Here is a 17,066-nt window from a genome sequence, read left to right as displayed (position 1 = left end):
CAAAGAGGTGGGTGGGAATGTACATCGGCATCGACGTGGGCACGTCCACGGTGAAGGCCGCCGCCTTCGACTCCGACGGCCGCGAACTCGCCGTCGAGGCACGCCCCGTGGCCCTCGCCCTGCACGGCGGTCACGTCGAGCAGGACATGGAGGAGGTGTACGCCGCGGTGGTCGGCGTGCTCGACGCGCTCACCGCCCGCATCGCGGAACCGGTCGAGCTGGCCGGCCTGACCGGGCAGGGCGACGGGGTCTGGCTGGTCGACGCGGCGGGCCGCCCGGTCCGTCCCGCCGCCTCCTGGATGGACGGCCGGGCGCATGAGCTGCTCGACCAGTGGCTGGCGGACGGCACGTTCGAGACCGTCTTCCGCCGCACGGGCAGCGCGATGTTCCCCGGGTGCCCGGGCCCGCTGCTGGCCTGGTTCGACCGCTACGAGCCCGCGGCCCTCGACGCCGCGGCCACGGCCCTGTACTGCAAGGACATGGTCTTCCGCCGGCTGACCGGCGCCCCGGCGACGACCGATGTCTCGGACGCGTCGATGCCGTTCCTCGACCCGCGCACCCGGACGTACGACAACCGGGTCGTGGAGCTGCTGGGCCTGACGCACCGCCGGGGTCTGCTGGCGCCGATCGGCGATCCGATCGCGACGGCCGAGGCGCGCGAGGGGCTGCCACCGGGGACGCGGCTCGCGAACGGCCCGTACGATCTGCCGTCCTGCGCACTCGGCGCGGGCGTGACCGCCCCGGGCGACGGGCTGCTGATCGTCGGCACCTGCCTGGCCAGCCTGGTCGCCACGACCGACCTGGATCTGAAGGGCGAGCCGGCCGGCCTGTACATCTCCACCGACCGTCCCGGCCACTGGCTGCGCGCCATGCCCGCGATGGTCGGTACGGCGGCCCTGGACTGGGTGCTGACGACGACCGGCGTCGGGCACGAGGAGGTCGACGCCCTGCTCGCCGAGACCCCGCCCGGAGCCAACGGCGTCCGTGTGCTGCCGTACTTCGCCCCGTCGGGCGAGCGCGCCCCCTTCGTCGAACCCCGGCTGCGCGCCGAACTCACCGGCGTCTGCCTGGAGTCCACGAAGGCCGATCTGGTCCGCGCCACCTGTGAGGGCATCGGCTTCGCGGCCCGGCACTGCCTTCAGGCGGCGGGGCTGACCGGTTCCCTCGCGGTGTGCGGCGGCGGCACGCGCAGCCCCGCCTGGATGCGGCTGCTCGCGGATGTCCTGGGCCGGCCGCTGCGGGTCGTCGAGGGTGAAGTGGGGGCGCGGGGCGCGGTGCTGGCGGCGGCGGAGCGGTTCGGGGCCGCCCTGGACGCGGCGGCCTGGACCGAGCCGACGGCGGTCGTGGAGCCGGACGCGGCCAGGGCGGCGTACTACGCGAACCTCTACGAGGACCATCTGGCCCGGCTGGCCCAGGCACGGGACCGCACTCGCGCGTGAACGACCCGACGACACAAGGGAGTCACATGCACCTCGGACGCCGTTCCCTCCTGCTCGCGGCCGCCGCGGCCCCGGCCGCCACGGCCCTCCCCGCACACGCGGCCGAGCGCGCCCCGACCGGCCGGGGCCCGGTGGTCATCGGCCATCGCGGCGCCGCCGGCTGGCGCCCCGAGCACACCGCGGCCTCGTACACCTACGCCGTGCAGACCGGCGCCGACTGGATCGAACCGGACCTCGTGCCGACGAAGGACCATGTGCTGGTGGTCCGGCACGAGAACGAGATCTCGCAGACGACGGACGTGGCGGCGCACCCGGAGTTCGCGGACCGCCGTACCACCAGGACCGTGGACGGGCGTTCGGTGACGGGCTGGTTCACCGAGGACTTCACGCTGGCGGAGCTGAGGACGCTGCGCGCGGTGGAGCGGCTGCCGCAGGTCCGCAACCGCAACACCGTGTTCGACGGCCGCGACCGGGTGCTGACCTTCCAGGAGGTCGTCGATCTGGCGCGCGGGCTGTCCAGGGCCCACGGCCGGACGATCGCGGTCTTCCCGGAGACCAAGCATCCGACGTACTTCCGCTCGCTGGGCCTGCCCCTGGAGCCGCAACTGGCGCGGCTGATCCGGCGCAACCGGCTGGGGCGGCGCGAGTGTGTCGTGCAGTCCTTCGAGCCGACGAGCCTGCGGCGGATCGCGGCCGAGCGGCTGGGGGTGCCGCTGTGGCAGGCGCTGGGGACCACGGGCGGGCCGTACGACCTGGTCTCGGCCGGGGATCCGACGACGTACCGGGACATGATGACGCCGGCGGGGCTGGCGCGGATCGCCGCGTACGCGGACTGGATCGGGCCGGACAAGTCCTCGCTCGTGGACACCTCCCTGCTGGCGGACGCGCATGCGGCGGGGCTGCGGGTGGGGCCGTACACCTTCCGTGCGGAGAACCAGTTCCTGGCGGCACGGTTCCGGCGCGGCAGCGGAGCGAACGATTTCGGGGACGCGTTCGCCGAGTACGCGCTGTACTACGGGATGGGAGTCGACGCCGTGGTGACCGACTTCCCGGATCTGGCGGTGATGGCCAGGAAGGGCTGACGCGCGGGAGGGGTCCCATGGTGTCCATGCGGTGCAGGAACTGCGGTGACACGCTCCAGGAGTTTCTCCGGGTCGTCGACGACGGCGAGCAGGCCTATGTCGCGGAGCACAAGCCCAGGCACACTCGCCTGGGCTCGTACTACCGCTGCGGCCGCGAGGGCTGCCGGCGCTACCAGCGGCTGGGGGACCACAACGACGGGGGATCGTTCCCCGAGCCGGACGAGTGACCCCTACAGGTTGCTGAAGTCAGGCCCCTTCGTCCGCGTCCGCTTGATCTCGTAGAAGCCCGGCACGGAGGCCACGGCGAGGGTGCCGTCCCACAGCTTGGCGGCCTCCTCGCCCCGGGGGGCCGGGGTGACGACCGGGCCGAAGAAGGCGAGCTGTTCGCCGTCGGCGCCGGGGACCGCGATGACGGGGGTGCCGACCTCCTGGCCGACCTTGTCGATGCCCTCCTTGTGGGAGGCGCGCAGCTGCGGCTCGTAGGGGGTGCCGTCCCAGTGCTCCATGAGGGCCTCGGGCAGGCCGACGTCCTTCAGCGCGGCGGCGACGGTCTCCTTGCCGGGGCCCTCGTCCTGGTTGTGGATGCGGGTGCCGAGCGCGGTGTAGAGGTCGCCGAGCACCTCGGCGCCGTGCTCCTCCTGCGCCGCGATGACGACCCGGACCGGGCCCCACGCCTTGGTCTCGAGCAGTTCGCGGTACTCCTCGGGCAGGTCGTCCAGCTTGTCCTCGTTGAGGACGGCGAGGCTCATCAGATGCCAGCGGACCTCTATGTCGCGCACCTTCTCCACCTCCAGCACCCAGCGGGAGGTCATCCAGGCCCAGGGGCACAGCGGGTCGAACCAGAAGTCGACGGGGGTCTTGTCCGACATGTCTCTCCTCGGAAGGCAAGCGAGTCTCAGCACAAACCTCTGGGGAAACATCCCAGCTCCCCCGGCCATTCCCCGATGTCGCGGGCCGGGGGCGCATGGCAGGATCGGGCCGTCCGCATACTGAACACCACCTGAGGGAGTGCCACCCGTGCCCGGTGAGAATCTGTCCCGCGACGAGGCCCGGGAGCGGGCCGCCCTGCTGGCCGTCGACGGGTACGACGTGTCCCTCGACGTGCGGTCCGCCCTCGGTGACGGAGACGACCAAAGCGGGGCGGCGCGCACCTTCCGCTCGGTCACCACGGTCCGCTTCCGGTGTGCCGAGCCCGGCGCGACCAGCTTCGCGGATCTGATCGCGCCGAGTGTGACGGCCGTCTCCCTCAACGGCCGGGACCTGGACCCGAGCGAGGTCTTCGACGGCTCGCGGATCACGCTGGAGGACCTGGCCGCCGACAACGAGCTGGTGGTCGACGCCCAGTGCGCCTTTTCCCGCACGGGAGAGGGCCTGCACCGCTTCGTCGACCCGGAGGACGGCGAGGTCTACCTCTACACGCAGTACGAGCCGGCCGACTCGCGCCGGGTCTTCGCCAACTTCGAGCAGCCGGACCTCAAGGCGCCGTTCCGGTTCGAGGTCCGGGCGCCGGAGGGGTGGACGGTGTGGAGCAACGGGGCCGGTGAACTCGCGGACGGGATCTGGAGGTTCGCGGAGACGAAGCCGATCTCGACGTACATCACCTGTGTCGTGGCGGGCCCGTACCACCACGTCACGGACTCCTACGAGCGCGCCCTGCCCGACGGCACGACCCTGCGGATCCCGCTCGGCGCCATGTGCCGCAAGGGCCTCGCCCCCTACTTCGACGCCGACGACATCTTCCTGGTCACCAAGCAGGGCCTGGACTTCTTCCACGACCACTTCGACTATCCGTACCCGTTCGGCAAGTACGACCAGGCGTTCGTGCCCGAGTACAACCTCGGCGCGATGGAGAACCCGGGGCTGGTCACCTTCCGCGAGGAGTTCATCTTCCGGGGCAAGGTGACGCAGGCCTCGTACGAGGGCCGGGCGAACGTCGTCCTGCACGAGATGGCGCACATGTGGTTCGGCGACCTGGTCACCATGGTGTGGTGGGACGACCTGTGGCTGAAGGAGTCCTTCGCGGACTTCATGGGCACCTTCGGATGCGTCGGCGCGACCCGCTTCAAGGACGCCTGGATCACCTTCGCCAACCGCCGCAAGGCATGGGCGTACCGCGCCGACCAGCTGCCCTCGACGCACCCGATCACGGCGGACATCCGTGACTTGCAGGACGCCAAGCTCAACTTCGACGGCATCACCTACGCCAAGGGCGCCTCCGTGCTCAAGCAGCTCGTGGCGTACGTCGGACAGGACGCGTTCCTGGAGGGCGCGCGGCGCTACTTCAAGCGGCACGCCTACGGCAACACACGGCTCGGCGATCTGCTGTCGGTGCTGGAGGAGACCAGCGGGCGGGACATGGCGGCGTGGGCGCGCTCGTGGCTGCAGACGGCGGGCGTGAACTCGCTGACCCCGCAGGTGCTGCTGGACGCGGACGGGCACGTGGCCGAGCTGGCGGTGCTGCAGGAGGCCGCCGAGTCGCACCCTGAACTGCGCCCGCACCGGGTGGCGGTCGGCCTGTACCGGCGCGGCCGGGAGGGCGCGCTGGAGCGGTACGCGCAGGCCGAGACGGACGTCGACGGCGCGCGGACGGTGGTGGCGGAGCTGACGGGGGCCCAGGCGCCGGAGCTGGTGCTGGTCAACGACGACGACCTGACGTTCTGCAAGACCCGTTTCGACGACACGTCGCTGGCGACGCTGCGGGCCGCGCTCGGCGACATGACCGACCCCCTCGCCCGGGCCCTGTGCTGGTCGGCGCTGTGGAACATGACGCGGGACGCGCTGCTGCCGGCGCGGGAGTTCATCGATCTGGTGCTGAGGTTCGCGGGCCGGGAGTCCGACATCGGTGTGCTGCAGATGCTGCAGGCGTGGGCCGAGTCGGCGCTGACGCACTACGTGGCGCCGGACTGGCGGGAGCAGGGCTCGCGGCTGCTCACGCAGGGCGCGGTGACCCAGCTCCACGCCGCCGAGCACGGCAGCGAACACCAGCTGGCGTGGGCCCGGTTCTTCGCCCGGGTGACCGACGAGCCCGGCTTCGAGCTGCTGTCGGGCCTGCTCGACGGCTCGGCGGCGGTCGACGGTCTCGAGGTCGACCAGGAGCTGCGCTGGGCGCTGCTGGACACGCTGGCCACGCACGGCGTCGTCGGCGAGAAGGAGCTGGCCGCCGAACTGGCCCGGGACGACACGGCCTCCGGCAAGCGCCATCAGGTGCGCTGTCTGGCGGCCCGGCCGTCGGCGGCGGTGAAGGCGCAGGCGTGGGCGCAGGTGGTGGAGTCGGACGCGCTGTCGAACGCGCTGGTCGAGGCGACGATCGCGGGCTGGGGCCGGCCCACGCAGCGGGAGCTGCTCGCGCCGTACGCCGAGAAGTACTTCGCGGCCATCGAGCGGGTGTGGGCCGAGCGGTCCATCCAGATCGGCATGGACGTGGTGCGGGGCCTGTTCCCGGCGCTGCAGCAGTCGCAGGCCACGCTGGACGCGACGGACGCGTGGCTCGCGGCGCACGAGGACGCCGCTCCGGCGCTGCGGCGGCTGGTGCTGGAGGCGCGGGACGATCTGGCGCGGGGGCTGCGGGGGCAGGCGTGCGACGCGACGGCGGCGTCAACCTCCTAATACCTTTGGCCAAAGATCACGGCCCTGCGTGACCGTTACGGAATTCAGGCAATAGCAGCCGTAACCCCTGGTCCCACCCGATCGGACCAGGGGTTTTCCCTGCCTACTCGGCATCCGAACACCCGTCCTTTAGCGCTGGATTGTCCGCATTTTCCGACGGACGTGTAACAGCGGTTAGCGAGCGGATCGGGCACGGAAGCCTCCGGGTCATGAACCACAACACCCCGCTCTCCCCCCTCTCCCCCCGCCCGCTGTGCCACCTCTCCGAGGTGCACCGCCGTGTCATGACGACCGCCCAGCTCAAGTCGCACGGGGTCGCGCCCGCCGAGATGAGCGAGCAGTGCCGCCCCGGCGGCCCCTGGCAGCAGTTCCTCCCCGGCGTCTATCTCCTCCACCCCGGCCCGCCGACCAGCGAGGAACGGCTGCACGCGGTGCTGATGTACGCGGCGCGGGAGCGCTCGCCCGGTGTGCCGTCCCAGCCCGACGCCGGCCAGGGGCGCGCCGCCCCCGCCTACGCCGACGCGATGATCACGGGCCTCGCGGCGCTGACCCTGCACGGCTTCTCGGCCACCCCGCCGCTCACCGCCCTGGACACCATCGACGTCCTGGTTCCCCGTATGCGCCGGCTGCGCTCCACGGGCTGCGCCCGCATCCTGCGCACCGCCGCGCTCCCCACGCCCCAGCAGGTCACCGGCCTCCCGGTGGCGCCGGTCCCGCGCGCCCTGGCCGACGCGGTCGCCGAACTCACGGACGCGAGCGCCGTACGCCGCCTGCTGACCGAGGCCGTCCGCGCCGGTCACTGCGAACCGGCCTCGGTGGTACGGGAGTTGAACCAGGCGAAGCTGCTGTCCCGCCCCCATGTGGTGGACGCGGTGGACTCCCTGCTCGCCGAGGGCCGCGCCATCGCGGAGGACCGGCTGTACGCGATGGTCCACGAGTACGGCCTGCCCGACCCGGTCTGGAACGTGGACCTGCGGCTGCCGGGCGGCCCCCACCTCGGCGGCCTGGACGCGTACTGGCCGGAGCAGGCGGTGGCGGTGGAGCTGGACACCCGCGCACCCCGGCAGGGCCTCCGGCAGGACGACGACGCCCTGTGGTCCGAATACGCCCGCAAGCGCGAGCACTTGGAGCGTCTGGGCATCACGGTCGTCCACATCACCCCGAAGAAGCTGCGGGACGCGGTGGAGCAGCAGGCGGCGGTGGTCCGTACGGCCCTGATGGCGGCGGCGGACCGGGAGCCGGCCGCGTATGTCGTGGTGCTGCCGAGGTAGTGACGGACCGCGAAGGCAGCGCCAGGAGGGGAGAGGAGGGGCCGCCGGGCCTGACGCCGGCGGCCCCTCCTCGTGTCATCGGCCGGGGCAGGCCCTAGGTTGGCCCGGATGAGATTCCGCGGCGTGTTACTGATGCTGTTCCTGCTCCCCCTGGCCTGGGGCCTGATCACTTTGGGGAGCGGCAGGTCGGTCCCCGTCGCCCCGAAGTGCCCCGGCCTCCAGTTGGACGAGGGGCTGGCGCTTCTCGCCGCGAACGGCCCGCTCCGCCTGCCGTGGCGCCGCACGGCAGACAGTACGGACATCACGGGTGCATGAACGTCATACCGCGTGTCCGAGTCGGCTCGATCGCCTCACCCTTGCCCCCCTTTCCGGCCTTTCCAGCCTTTCCATCCTTTCCGCAGAACTCGGCCTCGACCACCGCCACCGTGTCCCCCGACCAGTCGCCGTTGAAGTTGAAGGCGAGGGAACGCCGGCCGTCCTGGGTCGTGACCGCCTCCGATATCGAGCCGTGGATGCCGCCGCCATGGCCCCAGACGGTGACACCGCAGCTCAGCTCGGTCTTCATCAGGCCGAGGCCGTAGCCGTTGGTGTCGTCGAGGGGAACGGTCGTGGTCATCTCGGCGAGCTGCTCGCGCGGGAGGAGCTTGCCGCGCAGCAGGGCGGCGTAGAAGCGGCCCAGATCGGTGGAGTTGGAGATCATCTCTCCGGCCGAGTAGGCGATCGACGGGTTGATCCTCGTGACGTCGTACGTCGGCCCCGTCGCCGTCTCGGCCAGCTTGGAGTAGGCCCGGCTGCTGGGCCGCGGCACCATCACACGGGTGCCCGGGACGGACGTGGCGCTCAGGTGCAGCGGCCTGATGACGCGCTCGCGGACCTCGTCGCCGTACGCGCGGCCCGTGGCCTTCTCGATCACCATCCCGGCCAGCACGTAGTTGGTGTTGGAGTAGTTCCACGACGTCCCCGGCTCGAAGTCCGGCTTGTGGGTCATGGCGAGGGCGACCAGTTCCTCGGGCGTCTTGGTGTCGTAGCGGTGCTCGAAGAAGCCGTCCTTCAGGAAATACCTGCGGCCGAAGTCGTCGTCCGCCGTGTAGTTGAAGACTCCGCTGGTGTGGTTCAGGAGCTGGCGCAGCGTGATCCGGCTGCCGTCGTGGCCGTTGCCCCGCACCAGGCCCGGCAGCCACTCCTCCACCGAGTCGTCCAGCGACAGCTTCCCCTCCGCCTCCAGTTGGAGCAGCACCGTGGCGACGAAGGTCTTGGTGATGCTGCCCACCCGGTAGCGGTCCGCGGCCGAACGCGGCTTGCCCGTCTTGAGGTTGCCGACGCCCTCCGTCGCGGACCAGGTGCGGTGGCCGTCCCGCGCGGTCGCCGTCACTCCGGGGACGCCCGCCTCGACCGCGGCCGCCATGGCGTCGCGGGTCGGCTGGTGGCCGTCTCCGGCGGGTGCCGTCGCCAGTGCGGGGGCGGCGAGGCCCAGCGACAACGCCACCGCCGTCGCCGCCACCAGGGTCGCGCGTGCCGTGCGTACGGTCATGTCTTCTTCCCCCTTGTCGTCGTTCACGTGTCGTCGTTCACGTCGAGCGTGGTCGGGGGTGGAGACTCTGGGGTTCGTGCTCAGGTTGAGGCGCTTCGCACCGGTTGAGCCAGATTCGGACAACCGCGGCACGCCACGCTCACCTGCCGCAGAACTCCGCCTCCACCACCGCGTCGGCGTCCCCGGACCAGTCGCCGTTGAAGTTGAACGCCAGGGCGTGGCGCCCGTCCGCCGTCGTCACCGCGTCCGTGTTCGAGCCGTGGATGCCCCCGTCGTGGCCCCAGACATGGACTCCGCAGCTCAGGGTGCGTTCGACGAGGCCGAGGCCGTAGCCGTTCGTGCCCCTGGACCGGACCGTCGTCTTCATCTCCGCGAGCTGCTCGGGCGGGAGCAGCCTGCCGCGCAGCAGCGCGGTGTAGAAGCGGTTCAGGTCGGCCGAGCTGGAGATCATCTCGCCGGATCCGTAGGCCAGCCGGGGGTTCAGCTCGGTGACGTCGTACGTCGGGCCGGTCGCCGTCCTGGCCAGCTTGGAATAGGCGCGGCTGCTGGGCTGAGGCACCGTCACACGGGTGCCCGGCACGGACGTGGCGCTCAGGTGCAGGGGCTTGATGACGCGGTCGCGGACCTCGTCGCCGTAGGGGCGGCCGGTGGCCTTCTCGATCACCCGGCCGGCCAGGGCGTAGTTGGTGTTGGAGTAGTGCCACGAGGTGCCCGGCGCGAAGTACGGCTCGTGGGTCATGGCGATGGCGATGAAGTACTCGGGTTCCTTCCGGTCGTAGCGGTGCTGGAGGAAGCCCTCGGCGGCCATGTACGTCTGCTGGAAGGCCGGGTCGGCCAGGTAGTCGTAGATGCCGCTGGTGTGGTTCAGGAGCTGGCGCAGCGTGATGCGGCTGCCGTCGTGGCCGTTGCCCCGGACCAGGCCCGGCAGCCACTGCTCCACCGTGTCGTCCAGCGACAGCTTTCCCTCCGCCTCCAGTTGCAGGAGCACCGTCGCCACGAAGGTCTTGGTGATGCTGGCGACCCGGTAGCGGTCGTGCGGGGAGCGCGGCTTGCCCGTCTTCAGGTCGCCCACGCCCGCCGTCGCCGACCAGCCGCGACGGCCGTCCCGCACCATGGCCGTGACGCCGGGTACGCCGTCGGCGACGGCTGCCTCCATGGCCCGGCGGGTGGCCTGGTGTCCGTAGTCCCCGCTGCTGTCGGCCGACGCGACCGCCGGTCCGGCCAGAGCCAGCGACAGCACCGCGGCCGTCACCGCTGTCATCGTCGTGCGTACCGTCATATCTCCCCCATCTCGCATTCGGCTCGATCGAGGAGAACGACCGGGGGTGCGAGACGAAGGTTGAGGATCTATGCGGCGGTTGGGTGGCTTTCAGCCCTTCTTCAGGACCAGCTCCGTGTTGCGGTCCCCCCGCTCACCCGCGAGCTTCGTGCTGGCGCCGGGTGCGTTGAGGGACAGCTCGCGGTAGAGGGCGGCCAGTCCCGTCTGGGAGAGGTCCGCGAAGTCGGCGCGGTATGGGGCCGAGGACTCGATCAGGGTGGTGAACAGCGAGATCGTGCCGTCCTTGTTGTCCACCACCTCGATGATCCGGGCGAGTTGGGGGAAGTCGACGTGGGAGGCGGTGGAGATCTCCCAGAAGGCGTGCCCGCCGGCGGTGGAGTGCGGGGTGATGACGTTCTTGTGGATGTGGCCGTTCACCCAGGCCAGCACGTTGCGGTGGCTCGCGAGGAGCTGGACCAGCTCGGCCCCGCCGACGCGCCGCTCGTTCGGGCGGGCCGGGTCGCGGCGCAGGTTGTCCATCGAACCGCTGGTGTGATGGCTGAAGACGATCGCGTACGAGTCCTTGTTCTCGCGCAGCGTCCGGTCCAGCCACCTGAACTGGGCCGCCCCGATGGACCCCACGTAGTGCCCGCCGGGGTCGGTGGTGTCGAGGCTGATGCCGATGACGTCGTCGGAGATGCGGAAGCTGTAGTACTGGGTGCCGGCGTCCAGGTTGGCCGTCGAGTAGCCGTGGCCTACCGGGCCGTGGCCGCGGTGGGCCGGGTCCAGGTGGGCCTGGACGTACTCCTTCGGCGTGAAGGGGGCACGGCTCTCGTCCGGCGTGACCGAGCGCATCGAGCGGGCGTGGGCCTTGAGGAAGTCCTTGAAGACGGTGCCCCGCGGGTCCTTGTCCTGCTTGAGGGAGTCCTGGAGCTTCTTGGCGTCCGACGCCGACGCGTTCATGAGCTTCTTGCCGCCGACGGCCAGGTCGGTGAGGTAGGAGTCGCCGTGCGAGGCGTAGGTGCCGAGCGGCATCGCGTCGTGGTTGCCGACCGTCGAGTACCAGGGGATGTTCAGGCCGGGGCTGCGCGTCTCGCGGATCGCGGCGGCCAGGAAGCCCTCGATGTGCGGGAAGCCGAGCTGCTTGTCGGCGTCGCGGACGCGGTCGTTGGCCTGCCAGTACAGCTTCAGGCCGCTGTTCTGGACGCCCTCGTACCGCCGCGGGTCACCGGTGTTCGGGGTGATCCGGCCGCCGCTCATCACCGTCAGGAACCACTCCAGCTCGGACTTGCAGTTGTTGTCCGTGTTGTCGCCGGTGGTCATGGCGAAGTGGAGCGGGGCGCCGGTGACGGGGGCGCCCCGCAGCGCGTTGACGCGCTCGACGAGCGCCACCGCGCCGGGCACGGTCAGCGCCTCCTGCGGCCGCCAGGCGTGCACGTCCGTCGAGCGCAGGTACTCCAGGCGCAGCGGATGCTGGGTGTCGATCAGGTGCAGGTCGGTGAGCTGTACGAAGGCGGCGAGCGCCGTACGGCGGCTCTCGCGGCCCGACTTGGCGGCCGCCAGGTTCTCGCGGACGACGCGCTTCCAGCCGGGCCCGTCGCCGAGCCGGCGGTAGCCGCCGCTGCCCTGCGGGGTGGCGACGCCCGCGACGGTGGTGCCGCGGGTGTACGGGGCGAGCGCGGCCGGCACCTTGCGGGAGGCGCCGACCGGGGCCTCGGCGACAGCGGCGTCGGCCCCGGCGGCAGCGGTGTCGGCCTGGGGGGCGGTCGTGGCAGCCTCACTCTGCGTGGGCCGCAGGGCGTAGCCGACGCCCGCGGAGAGGGTCACCGCTCCGGTGGCGGCGAGCAGGGTACGGCGGTGGATCCCCAGCGCGGAGCTGGCGACAGAGCGTATGCGCGACATGGCGCGATCTCCCCGAATGCGAACGCGTCGGCAGTGGTCGCGGGGCGGTCGCGGATGCGAACACCCCGCTCACTGTGGATCGTTGGCACCGGGAATGACCTGCGCATGAACGGGGCGGCAACGCGCAGCGCCGATCACCGTACGTGGATCTTGGACTACCTTCCGCGTTCACGGCCGCTCCTCGAACGGCCGGGACGCGGTCACTCAGTGTTCATCTTCGGGGGTACTGAAGCTTTTCCGGCCGCCGGTCGTTCCCGCCACAACGCCAGTCCCTTGTCGACCATCGGGACGCGGGTCAGCCCCGTCACGCCGTCCAGGGGATGCCAGGCGGCCATGTCGGTGGAGCCGTCGGCCTCGTAGCGGAGGTCGCCGCCCACGATCCGGCCCTCGTAGACGAGCGCCACGCCATGATGGTCGACTCCCCGGCGGATGCGGCCCGGGATCAGGCGCCGGACGGAGTCCAGGCCCAGCAGCCCGGTGGGCTCGAAGCGGTAGCCGGTCTCCTCCTCGACCTCCCGCACGACCGTGTCGTACGGATCCTCACCGTGCTCCATGCCGCCGCCGGGCAGCACCCACTCGAAGCCGCCGCCGGGTGCCGGGGAGCGGGCGAGGAGGAGTTGCCCGTCACGTACGCATATGGCGTAGGCCGCCACCCTCAAGTTCTTCCGCACAGGGGGACGTTACATACGGACGTTGTCGCCCGTGGGCGGCTTGCCCGCCTTTGCGGCTCATCTCCCCCTGAGCCGGTCGCGGGTTTTCCCCATCCTTCCATTTCGATTCGGTCAACTCTTCCCAAACATCCTTCCCTTGCATAAGGCTGTGCGGTCGTCCGGGATCACATACCGGACGTCCTGATGCTCCTTTACCTGCAAGGGATGCCGATGACCCTCACCCCGCAGCGCGATCCGAAGCCGGGCGCGAGACGCACGGCCCGCATAGCCGTGGCCGCCGGTCTCGTCGCCGCGCTGTCCGCCGCCGGGCCGATACCCATGGCCCTGGCCGCGGACCCCGAGCCCGCCGCGACCGGCCCGAGCGTGAAGTCCGCGCACGACAAGCTCGGTTCGGACGACGCCGATCTGCTCGCCGAGGCCAAGGCCGACGGCGACAAGAACGTCACGATGATGGTCGCGACCGCGCCCGGCGCGACCGAGAAGGTCGCCGAGCAGCTGGACACGGTCGGCTCTGTGGGCCGTACCTACGACAAGCTCGGCTATGTCCGGGCCACCGTCCCCACCGGCAAGGCCGACAAGGCCATCGCCGCCGCCACGAAGCTCTCCTCGGTGCACGGCATCGACCTGCGCGAGGAGATACCCCTGGACGATCCGGCCGTCGAGACCGGAAAGGCGCGCGGCAAGGGCACGTACCCGGCCCCCGGCAAGAAGACCCCCGCCGAGAACCCGTACAACCCGTCCTTCGAGACGGGCGCCGTCGACTTCGTGAAGAAGAACCGGAAGGCCGACGGCCGCGGCATCACCATCGGCATCCTCGACTCCGGTGTCGACCTCGGCCACCCGGCGCTGCAGAAGACCACCACCGGCGAGCGGAAGATAGTCGACTGGGTCACCGCCACCGACCCCATAGTCGACAGCGACCGCACCTGGCGCCCGATGGTGACGTCCGTCTCCGGGCCCACCTTCACCTACGGCGACAAGACCTGGACGGCGCCCGCGGGCTCGTACCAGGTGAGCACCTTCCTGGAGTCGTACACCACCGGCGGCGACGCGGCGGGCGACGCCAACCGCGACGGCGACAAGACCGACTCGTGGGGCGTCCTGTACGACGCCGCGAACGGCACCGTCCGGGTCGACCTCAACAACAACTACGACTTCGGTGACGACACCCCGATGAAGCCGTACAAGGACGGTTTCCAGATCGGGTACTTCGGCACCGACGACCCGGCCACCGACGTCGCCGAGCGCCAGCCGTTCGTCGTGGAGATCCGCAAGGACGTCCCGATGGACCCGTTCGGCGGGGACTGGGTCGGCCAGAAGCGCGACTTCGTCAACATCGGCGTCATCGAGTCCGAGCACGGCACCCACGTCGCCGGCATCACCGCCGCCAACAGCCTGTTCGGCGGCAGGATGAACGGCGCGGCGCCGGGCGCGAAGATCGTCTCCTCCCGCGCCTGCACCTGGTCCGGCGGCTGCACCAACGTCGCCCTCACCGAGGGCATGATCGACCTCGTCGTCAACCGCGGCGTCGACATCGTCAACATGTCCATCGGCGGCCTGCCGGCGCTGAACGACGGCAACAACGCGCGCGCCGAGCTGTACACGCGGCTGATCGACACCTACGGCGTGCAGCTGGTGATCTCGGCCGGCAACTCCGGCCCCGGCGCCAACACCATCGGCGACCCGAGCCTGGCCGACAAGGTGATCTCGGTCGGCGCGACCGTCTCCAAGGAGACCTGGGCCGCCAACTACGGCTCCGTCGTGGAGACGGAGTACGCGATGATGCCGTTCTCCTCGCGCGGCCCGCGTGAGGACGGCGGCTTCACCCCGACGCTCTCCGCGCCGGGCGCCGCGATCAACACCATCCAGACCTGGCTGCCGGGCGCCCCGGTCGCCGAGGCGGGCTACTCGCTGCCGGCCGGCTACGGCATGCTCCAGGGCACCTCGATGGCGTCCCCGCAGGCCGCGGGCGCGTCCGCGCTGCTGCTGAGCGCCGCCAAGCAGAGGGGCATCGCCCTCACCCCGGCGAAGCTGCGCACCGCGCTCACCTCGACGGCCGATCACATCAAGGGTGTTCAGGCGTACGAGGAGGGTGCCGGCCTCATCAACATCGAGGACGCCTGGGACTCGATCCGCGACGGCGCCACCGCCCACGAGTACACGGTGAAGGCGCCGGTCGACACCGCGATCGACCAGTTCCTGAAGACCCCCGGATACGGCACGGGTCTGTACGACCGTGAGGGCGGCCTGAAGGCGGGCCAGAAGAAGACGTACGAGGTCACCATCACCCGTACCTCCGGCCCCGACAGGGCGATCCGGCACGAGCTGCACCTGGAGAACAACAAGGCGCGCACCTTCCGGATCGTCGGCTCGGACGAGATCAGGCTCCCGCTGAACAAGCCGGTGACCGTCAAGATCGAGGCCCGCGCGAAGCACGCGGGCATCAAGAGCGCGATCCTGGAGGTCGACGACCCGCGGACCGAGGGCATCGACAAGCAGGTCCTGTCGACGGTCGTGGTCGCCTCGCCGGTCGACCACACCTTCTCCGCCTCGGGCAAGGTCCAGCGCAACAGCACCCGTTCGTACTTCGTGACCGTCCCCGAGGGTGCGAAGACGCTGGAGGTCGCGATGAGCGGGCTGGCGAAGGGGAGCCAGACCCGGTTCATCTCCATCCACCCCTACGGCGTCCCGGTCGACTCGACCTCGACGATCAACTGCTACCCGAACTACTCCAACCCCTCCAGCGCCCCCTGCCGCCCCGACCTGCGCTCGTACGCCGACCCGCAGCCGGGCGTCTGGGAGATCGAGGTCGAGTCGCGCCGTACGTCGCCGCTGCTCGACAACCCGTACAAGCTGAACGTCACCGTCCTCGGCGCGGCCTTCGACCCGGAGACCGTGACCGTCCCGGAGGCCAAGGTCGGCACCCCGGCCGCCGCCTCCTGGAAGGTGACCAACCACTACGCCGACGTCGACGGCAAGCTCGCGGGCGGCCCGCTCGGCTCGTCGAAGACGGCGCGCCCGACCATCACCGAGGGCGTCACGCAGACCACCACGGTCGACGTGCCCGAGGGCGCCACCTCGCTCGACGTCTCCATCGGCAACGTCTCCGACGCGGCCGCCGACCTCGACCTGGTCGTCTACGACGCGGCCGGCACCGAGGTCGGCAGCTCCGCCGACGGTGACTCGGAGGAGGCGGTCAAGGTCGCGGACCCGGCCGCCGGGACGTACCGCATCGAGGTGATCGGCTACGCGGTGCCGGGCGGCTCGACGGCGTACGACTACCTGGACGTGTTCTTCTCCCCCGCGCTCGGCACCGTCACGGTCGACGAGTCGCCGGTGCGGCTGGGCACGGGCGAGTCGGCCACGGTCTCCGGCAGCGTCACCGCGCTGGCGCCGGCGCCGGAGGGCCGTGAGTTCTTCGGCCAGGTCCGGTTGCTCAACGCGCGCGGCACGGTCGCGGGCCTGGGCAGCGTGAAGATCGAGAAGGTCACGCCGTAGTCGGTGGTACGGCGGTGAGGGGCGGGCGTCCGTGCGGGCGCCCGCCCTTCGTCATGCGCAGGTGAGTTCGCGGGCCTCGGACAGCGAGGCGGTGATCCAGGCCCGCTCCGGGGCGATGTTCCGCTCGCCGACAGCCCAGAAGTCGGGTTGGCGCTCGCCCCGCGCGATGCCGATGAGCACCTGGTCGCCCCTGCGCAGGCCGGGGACGAGGGTCTCGTCGACCACGAAGGTCAGCTCTTCCTCACCTTTGCCCTGCTTATCTGACGTGTCCGGCTTGTAGTAGCGGGTCATGTGCAGGGTGATCCGCATCGACGTCGTGCCGGGGAGCCGTTCGACGGAGGTGGCCCTCCCTTCGGCCACCAGCCGGGCACAGGCGAGGTAGCGGGGGCTGCCGAAGGCGGTGCCGCCGGACTGCTCGGAGGGTGCGGACTTGTCCGCGGTGCTCGCCCCCTCGTCGGAGTCGGCGCCGCCTCCGGCCTGCGTCAGCAGCCAGCCCATGCCGGCCAGCACGGACGCGGCGGCGGCCACGGCGAGGCTCCCGAGGCCGACGGCGAGGAACCGGCGCCGGGCGCGGGAGGGCGTTCGTGCGGGGGCGGGCTGCGGCTCCGGGGCGGGTGGCGGTGGCGGTGGCTCGGCGAGGGCGTCGCCGATCAGCCCGAGCTGCTCCCGCAGCAGCGCCACGTCGGCCACGGCCGAGCGGTGCTCGGCCAGGAGGGCGGCGTCCGCGCGGGCCTCCTCCGGCAGGGGTTCGCCGGTGATCGCGGCCATCAGCGCGTCGACGCCACGGCTTTCGTTCTCGGCGGTCACG

Annotated in this window: 13 protein-coding genes; 7 read left to right on the top strand and 6 right to left on the bottom strand. The window is 71.3% G+C overall.

Annotated features, from left to right (window positions below; genetic code table 11):
* The first annotated feature begins 17 nt into the window (after positions 1-17).
* From IM697_RS07935 to IM697_RS07925, 3 genes are read left to right on the top strand one after another with little or no spacing between them, the layout of a single operon-like run.
* Complete coding sequence (locus tag IM697_RS07935) at positions 18-1,439, top strand: FGGY-family carbohydrate kinase (protein WP_194046003.1); 1,422 nt, start codon at positions 18-20, stop codon at positions 1,437-1,439.
* 26 nt (positions 1,440-1,465) lie between these two features.
* Positions 1,466-2,521, top strand: a complete 1,056-nt coding sequence (locus IM697_RS07930; RefSeq protein ID WP_194046001.1) for a glycerophosphodiester phosphodiesterase family protein — start codon at positions 1,466-1,468, stop codon at positions 2,519-2,521.
* A gap of 17 nt (positions 2,522-2,538) precedes the next feature.
* Positions 2,539-2,748, top strand: coding sequence for a hypothetical protein (locus tag IM697_RS07925; RefSeq protein ID WP_228044561.1), 210 nt, complete (start codon positions 2,539-2,541; stop codon positions 2,746-2,748).
* 3 nt (positions 2,749-2,751) lie between these two features.
* On the opposite strand, the gene IM697_RS07920 is transcribed toward IM697_RS07925, so the two are convergent.
* Positions 2,752-3,390 (bottom strand): mycothiol-dependent nitroreductase Rv2466c family protein, encoded by a 639-nt coding sequence (locus IM697_RS07920; protein ID WP_194045999.1) that lies wholly within the window; start codon positions 3,388-3,390, stop codon positions 2,752-2,754.
* Between the two features lie 148 nt (positions 3,391-3,538).
* Between IM697_RS07920 and pepN the strand changes: the two genes are divergently transcribed.
* The 3 genes from pepN (at position 3,539) to IM697_RS07905 (ending at position 7,713) form a co-directional block, all read left to right on the top strand.
* Complete coding sequence (gene pepN / locus IM697_RS07915; protein ID WP_194045997.1) at positions 3,539-6,127, top strand: aminopeptidase N; 2,589 nt, start codon at positions 3,539-3,541, stop codon at positions 6,125-6,127.
* Between the two features lie 209 nt (positions 6,128-6,336).
* A complete protein-coding gene (locus tag IM697_RS07910; RefSeq protein ID WP_194045995.1) occupies positions 6,337-7,398 on the top strand; it encodes a hypothetical protein in 1,062 nt (353 codons plus the stop codon).
* A gap of 108 nt (positions 7,399-7,506) precedes the next feature.
* Positions 7,507-7,713 (top strand): hypothetical protein, encoded by a 207-nt coding sequence (locus IM697_RS07905; RefSeq protein WP_194045993.1) that lies wholly within the window; start codon positions 7,507-7,509, stop codon positions 7,711-7,713.
* On the opposite strand, the gene IM697_RS07900 is transcribed toward IM697_RS07905, so the two are convergent.
* The 4 genes from IM697_RS07900 to IM697_RS07885 all read right to left on the bottom strand — a co-directional run bounded on the left by IM697_RS07900 (position 7,700) and on the right by IM697_RS07885 (position 12,760).
* Positions 7,700-8,929, bottom strand: coding sequence for a serine hydrolase domain-containing protein (locus IM697_RS07900; protein WP_194045991.1), 1,230 nt, complete (start codon positions 8,927-8,929; stop codon positions 7,700-7,702). The two genes, IM697_RS07905 and IM697_RS07900, sit on opposite strands and share 14 nt — an antisense overlap.
* Before the next feature lie 139 nt (positions 8,930-9,068).
* On the bottom strand, positions 9,069-10,208 hold the full coding sequence (locus tag IM697_RS07895; protein WP_194045990.1) for a serine hydrolase domain-containing protein: 1,140 nt from the start codon (positions 10,206-10,208) through the stop codon (positions 9,069-9,071).
* A 90-nt stretch (positions 10,209-10,298) separates the two neighbouring features.
* A complete protein-coding gene (locus IM697_RS07890) occupies positions 10,299-12,089 on the bottom strand; it encodes a TIGR03767 family metallophosphoesterase (RefSeq protein WP_194045989.1) in 1,791 nt (596 codons plus the stop codon).
* Positions 12,090-12,289: 200 nt separating this feature from the next.
* The gene (locus tag IM697_RS07885) at positions 12,290-12,760 is read right to left on the bottom strand and encodes an NUDIX hydrolase (protein ID WP_194045988.1); all 471 of its coding nucleotides are present in this window, start codon (positions 12,758-12,760) and stop codon (positions 12,290-12,292) included.
* A gap of 210 nt (positions 12,761-12,970) precedes the next feature.
* On the opposite strand from IM697_RS07885, the gene IM697_RS07880 reads away from it, so the two are divergent.
* Complete coding sequence (locus tag IM697_RS07880) at positions 12,971-16,258, top strand: S8 family serine peptidase (protein ID WP_194045987.1); 3,288 nt, start codon at positions 12,971-12,973, stop codon at positions 16,256-16,258.
* A gap of 51 nt (positions 16,259-16,309) precedes the next feature.
* Here IM697_RS07880 and IM697_RS07875 read toward each other — a convergent pair whose 3' ends face one another.
* Complete coding sequence (locus IM697_RS07875; RefSeq protein WP_194045986.1) at positions 16,310-17,065, bottom strand: hypothetical protein; 756 nt, start codon at positions 17,063-17,065, stop codon at positions 16,310-16,312.
* Position 17,066 lies beyond the last annotated feature (1 nt).

The organism is Streptomyces ferrugineus, from assembly GCF_015160855.1.
GTDB classification, from domain to species: Bacteria; Actinomycetota; Actinomycetes; order Streptomycetales; family Streptomycetaceae; genus Streptomyces; species Streptomyces ferrugineus.
The sequence above is the reverse complement of the archived record's forward strand: the minus strand, read 5'-3'. Positions and strand labels throughout refer to the sequence as shown.